The following is a 5,820-nucleotide window of genomic DNA, read 5'->3' as shown; positions in this document are numbered from 1 at the left end:
GCCGATTGGGCCCTGATATCGCTCGCCGGGACGACGGCCCGGCGCTAACATCGGATCATGCATTCGAACCGTGTGCCGCCGAGCGCGACGTTTGCGTGGGGAAACGTGTCCGAGGACTTCGCGCTGTTCAGAACCCTCAGCGCGGAGCAGCGGCTGATCGCCTTTGGCGCCATGACCCGGCGCGACCTCGTGCGCGGCGAGCTGCTGGTCGAGCAGGGCGGCGCCTCCGACGCGCTGTTCCTGGTGCTGCATGGCGCGCTCGCGGTGTACCGGACCAGTCATCCCGAACCGATCGCGGAACTTCGCGCCGGCGAACTGGTCGGCGAGATCGGGTTCTTTGCCAATATCCCGCGCACGGCCAATGTGATTGCGATCCGCGATACCAGCGTGCTGGTGTTGACGCGCGCCGCCTATACGACGCTGGCGCGGGAAACGCCCGAGATCGTCGAGGCGCTGCTGGCTGCGCTTGCACGGCGGTTTGCCACCGAGACCGCGCGCCTGTTGCCGCTCCGGGCGTCGCCAAAGGCGCGCACCGTCGCGCTGATCCCAGGCGGACGGGAACCGGTGCCTGCCGCCTTTGAGCACAGGTTGCGCGAAGGCCTTGCCGCTGCGGGTGCCGAGATCGTCGACCTCGCGCGGGTTCAGGCGATGTTTCCCGGCCGCGCGCTGGACGCATCCGAGGTCGCCGACTGGCTCAACAGGATCGAGTACGACGCGCCGCTGGTGGCCTATTTCGGTGGTCCTGACGCATCGGAGTGGGCGCGGAAAACCATCCGCCAGGCCGATCTGGTCGTGTTCGCCTGCCGTGGCCATGCGCCCACGCCCGATCTGACGGAGATCGAACGCTTCGCCTGCGCCGTGCATCCGGCGTCGACGCGGCGCCTCGTCCGGGTTCATGACGTCAGGCGCCACGAGGTCAGCGGCACCGCGGCGTGGCTGGCGCGGCTGCCCTGCTTCATGCATCATCACGTCGCGCTCGAGGACCAGCTCGACATCGACAGCCTGGTTCGCTTCCTGTGCGGTCGCGCCGTCGGATTTGTCGCCGGCGGCGGCGGCAGCCTCGGCACCGCGCATGTCGGCGTCTACAAGGCGTTTCGCGAGCGCGGCGCGATGTTCGACATCTTTGTCGGCACCAGCGTCGGCTCGGCGATGGCGGCGGGCTTTGCCAAGAACTACGACGCCGAGCATCTCGAGCGCGGCACGCATGAGATCTTCGTCTCCAGCCGCAGCTTCCGCCGCCCGACCTGGCCACGCTACGCCTTGCTGGACCACAAGGCGTTCGATGCCGCGCTCGCCGATCAGTACGGCCACAATTGCCGGATCGAGGACTGCTGGCGGCCGTTCGCGGCGGTCGCGACCAATCTGTCGACGCACAATCTCGAATTGATCCGCACCGGTCTGCTGTGGCAGGCGGTGCGGGCGTCGAGCGCCATCCCCGGTCTGCTGCCGCCGTTCTATACGAGGGACGGCTCGATGCTGGTCGACGGATGCCTCGTCGACAACGTTCCGCTGGCGCAGATGCACCAGATGAAGAGCGGACCGAATCTGGTGGTCCATTTCGGCGACCCGGCAACCGAGATGTTCGACGTCGACTACGCCGCACTGCCGGGGCGGCTTGAGCTGCTTGCATCGCTGCTGACGCCGTTCCGCAAGAAATTGCTTCCGGCCGCGCCGAGCGCCGTCAACGTGCTGTGGCGAAGCCTCGTCGCGCATCAGCGCTATGATACGCTGCCGACCACGCCGCTCGACATGGTGATGCGTCCGCCGACGCCCGACGGCATCGACGTCACCGATTTCGACCGCCATCAGGAAATCTTCGAATCTTCGTACCGCTGGGCCCGCGAGATCATTGCTGCCTCGGAGGCGGCGCATAATCCCGCCATTGCGGCCATCGTCGCGTCGGCCAGCGGAGCGGACAAGGGATCGGACATGGTCGCTGACAAGGGCGCGGATCGCGCGACAGCGACCGCGCCGGTTTCTTAGCAGGCCTGCGTCGGTTGAGCGGCTTGCAGGCGCCGGCGAAGTCGACCATCGTGCCGGACCGAATCCGGAGAACACGATGCCTTTCGATTTGATCCTGCGCGGCGGACGGGTGATCGACCCGTCGCAGAAACTCGATGCCGTGACCGATATCGGCTTTGCCGCGGGCAAGGTCGCTGCGCTCGGCCGCGAGTTGCAAGCCGATCCAGCCACCGAGGTCCGCGACGTCTCGGGGCTGATCGTCTCACCAGGCATCATCGATCTGCACACCCATGTCTATTGGGGCGGCACCTCGCTCGGCATCGACGCGGAGGAGTTTTGCCGCAACTCCGGCGTCACCACCTCGGTCGACACCGGCAGCGCCGGCCCGGGCAACTTTGCCGGCTTCCGCAAGCATGTGATCGAGCCGAGCCAGGTCCGTATCCTCGCCTATCTGCACGTCTCGCACGCCGGCATCTTCGGCTTCTCGGATCGCGTGATGGTCGGCGAAAGCGAGGAGCTGCGGCTGATGAATCCGATCGACGCGGCGCGCGTCGCCGACGAGAACCGCGACCTGATCGTCGGCATCAAGGTGCGGGTCGGCCTGTTCGCCTCGGGCACCTCGGGGCTGGTGCCGCTCGAGATCGCGCTCGAGGTTGCCGAGGAGGTCGGCATGCCCCTGATGGCGCATATCGACCATCCGCCGCCGAGCTATGAGGAGGTGCTCGCGCGCCTGCGTCCGGGCGACGTGCTGACCCATGCGTTCCGTCCGTTCCCCAACACGCCCGCGACCGCGCAGGGCACGGTGAAGAAGGTCGTGCTGGAGGCGCGCGAGCGCGGTGTGCTGTTCGACATCGGCCATGGCAAGGGCTCGTTCGCCTTCAAGACGGCGCGCGCGATGCTCGCCAACGGCTTCTATCCCGACACCATCTCCTCCGACATCCATCAGCTCTGCATCGACGGACCGGCATTCGACCAGGTGACGACGATGTCGAAATTCCTCTGTATGGGGATGCCGTTGCCGGACGTGATCGCTGCGTCCACCGTCAATGCCGCGATGGCGTTGCGGCGGCCGGAGCTCGGCAGCCTCAAGCCGGGCAGCGTCGGCGACGCCACGCTGCTCTCGGTCCGGCAGGCGACGTTCGACTATGTCGACGTGGTCGGCGAGCATCTGACCGGCGATCGCAAGATCGCATCCGAAGGCGTCGTGATCGGCGGACGCTGGTGGCATCCGCGTTAGGATTGATGGACGCGCCGCCGAGGGCAGGTGACTGACATGATCTTCTGGATCGCGGGTGTGGCTGGATTGGCGATCGCCTATCTGCTCGGTTCGACGCCGACGGGGTATCTGGCGGGGAAGCTGCTGAGGGGCATCGATATCCGCCAGCATGGCTCCAAATCCACCGGGGCAACGAACGTATTGCGAACCCTGGGGAAGTGGCCCGCATTGGCGGTGCTCCTTGTCGACGTGCTGAAAGGCGTAGCGGCAATCCTGTTCGCCCGCTGGTTTTATCCCTGGTTGTACACCTTGCCATCCGTCACGCCGCCGGCAGCGCTTGATCCGCAAACGTGCGTGTCCTGGGCTGTCTGCCTGGCCGGGCTTACTGTGTTGCTAGGGCACGGCCGTTCGATCTGGCTGAATTTCACCGGCGGCAAATCCGCTGCGACCGGGCTCGGCGTGTTGCTGGCGATGTCCTGGCCGGTAGGCCTGCGCGCCGCGGCGGCCTTTGGCGCTGTGGTGGCTGTCTTTCGGATTGTCTCCCTCGGCTCGATGGTGGCGGCATTGACGGCGATCGTCCTCGTCTGCGGCCTGGAGCAACCGTTGCCCTATCGCTTGCTGGTGATCGCAGGCGGCATCTACGTGATCGTGCGCCATCGTGCCAACATTCAGCGGCTGCTGGCCGGCACGGAGGCGCGGCTCGGGCATTGACAAAAGGTTTCCTCAGTGAAGGCTGATCGATCAATCCGATGATCCGACCTTGAGCGCTCCTGAGCGAAGTCGGTACCGGCGTGCCTGAGGAAAACGCGTTTGAACCATGGATATGGAATCCCGTTCCGATTCCATCGGAACGGCGTTCTAAAGCATGATCCGGAAAAGTGCGAAGCGGTTTTCCGAAAAGATCATGCTCAAACAAGGAGCTAAAGCGCGACGACGATTCAACCTAATCTCATCGCGCTTTAGTCGGCGACGACCGGCCCGAAAGGCTGCCATCGCTCACCGGTGAAGCGCATCATCCGGAACTCCTTCACCACGCGATAGTCGGCGCGGCTGGTATTGATGGCGAGGCCGGGCAACAGCAGATCGAGTCTGACATCCTTCAGGCTGGCGGCCTGGCGCATGATGTTGTCGCGCGAGAGATCGTCGCCACATTGGTGCAGCACGCGCACCAGCAGCTCGGCGGCGCTGTAGCCGTAGGTCGTGAAGAGGCTGTTCCGGTCGCCTTCCGGGTAATAGGAGGCCATGAAGGCGCTCCATCGTTTCATGCCGGCATCGTCGGCCCAGGTCGGGTCGCTGGCTTCCTTGAAAGAACTCGCCGAAATCAGCCCGCGGGCGTGCTCGATCCCCGCCGGCGCAAGCGCCGCGTCGATCGAGGACGAGCCGACACCCAGCAAATGCAGCGGCTTCCAACCGAGCTCGGCGGTCTTGCGGATGGCTTGCGCGGCGAATTTCGGCGCGGCCATGTCGATCAGCACGTCGACATCAGCAGCCTTGAGCCGGACCACCTGCGAGTCGATGGTCGGGTCAGTCATATCATAGGGGGCTTCGGACGCCAGCATGGCCGGCGCCCGCGCGCCGAGCGCGTCCTTCAGCCCCGCGGGATATTCCTTTCCGCTCTCGTCATTCTGATAGAGCAGGCCGATCCTGGCGTTCGGGTAATTGTCGAGAATGAAACGCGCATAGACGCGGATCTCGGTCTGCAGGTTCGGCGCGAATCCCATGGTCCAGGGAAAGTTGACGGGATCCTCGAACCGCATCGACCGCCCGCCCGCGAAGAGTTGGGGAACGTGGCGGTCGTTGAGATATTTCTGGATCGCGATGTTGGGGGCGTTGCCCACCGACTGGAACATGAACAGGACTTCGTCACTTTCGACGAGCTTGCGGACCTGCTCGACCGTCTTCGCCGGCGTCGCGGCATCGTCGTAGGAGATCAGGTTGATCCGGCGGCCGTTGATGCCGCCCCGCTCGTTGATCATCCGGAAGTAGGCGGCCTGGACCTTGCCGATGACGGAGAATGCCGACACCGGGCCGCTATAGGGCATTGTCTGTCCTATCCTGATCTCGGTATCACTGGCACCGGGATCGTATTTGCGGCCTTCGGCAAACAGGTCGGCCGCAGCAAGCAGACCGAGGCTGATGATCGCAACTCCGATTGTCGGCCTGAACCAGCCCTTGCGCATCGCGTGGCTCCACGGTCGGCAGTCATGATGGCGAGTCATCCACGCACCGGGTTGTGGCAGGCGTGGTACGACCGTCGAGGAGGCGCCGGCGCTTGGCTGCCTGCTGCCGCGCAAGCATTCCCTCGTAACACACTCCTAGCATTCGCGCGTGCAGGCGGTCTCGCAATGTCATCGGGCGTTTTGCCCGAAGCAGCGTGGAAATACTCCCGACTGATCGGCGAGCCACGTTCCTGTGCGGCGTGAGTTCTTCGTCCGGGAACATTGCGCTCCTTGCGCTCCATCGCCGCGTGAAGACGGCGCGCGCGATGCTCGCCAACGGCTTCTACCCCGACACCATCTGCTCCGGCATCCATCAGCTCTGCATCGACGGATCGGCATTCGACCAGGTGACGACGATGTCGAAATTCCTCTGTCCGGCAGGGGGACGTTCGACTATGTCGATGTGGTCGGCGAACATCTACG

At 64.9% G+C, this 5,820-nt stretch carries 4 protein-coding genes and 1 pseudogene; 4 read left to right on the top strand and 1 reads right to left on the bottom strand.

Features of this window, described 5'->3' with window-relative positions; all coding sequences use genetic code 11:
• Positions 1-57: 57 nt before the first annotated feature.
• From AKL29_RS23675 to plsY, 3 genes are all read left to right on the top strand, one after another.
• On the top strand, positions 58-1,983 hold the full coding sequence (locus tag AKL29_RS23675) for a patatin-like phospholipase family protein (RefSeq protein ID WP_050385823.1): 1,926 nt from the start codon (positions 58-60) through the stop codon (positions 1,981-1,983).
• Positions 1,984-2,059: 76 nt separating this feature from the next.
• Positions 2,060-3,199, top strand: coding sequence for an amidohydrolase/deacetylase family metallohydrolase (locus AKL29_RS23670; RefSeq protein ID WP_050385822.1), 1,140 nt, complete (start codon positions 2,060-2,062; stop codon positions 3,197-3,199).
• A 36-nt stretch (positions 3,200-3,235) separates the two neighbouring features.
• Entirely contained in the window at positions 3,236-3,889 is a 654-nt protein-coding gene (gene plsY / locus AKL29_RS23665; protein WP_050385821.1) for a glycerol-3-phosphate 1-O-acyltransferase PlsY, read from the top strand.
• Between the two features lie 248 nt (positions 3,890-4,137).
• Here the strand turns inward: plsY and AKL29_RS23660 are convergent, their stop codons facing one another.
• Positions 4,138-5,358 (bottom strand): ABC transporter substrate-binding protein, encoded by a 1,221-nt coding sequence (locus AKL29_RS23660; RefSeq protein ID WP_050385820.1) that lies wholly within the window; start codon positions 5,356-5,358, stop codon positions 4,138-4,140.
• Positions 5,359-5,648: 290 nt separating this feature from the next.
• Here AKL29_RS23660 and AKL29_RS46480 point away from each other — a divergent pair.
• A pseudogene (locus tag AKL29_RS46480) lies at positions 5,649-5,820 on the top strand (amidohydrolase/deacetylase family metallohydrolase); the annotation flags it as partial.

The organism is Bradyrhizobium pachyrhizi (assembly GCF_001189245.1).
Lineage (GTDB): Bacteria > Pseudomonadota > Alphaproteobacteria > Rhizobiales > Xanthobacteraceae > Bradyrhizobium > Bradyrhizobium pachyrhizi.
Note: the sequence above shows the minus strand (reverse complement) of the source record. Positions and strands in the feature narration are given on the sequence as shown.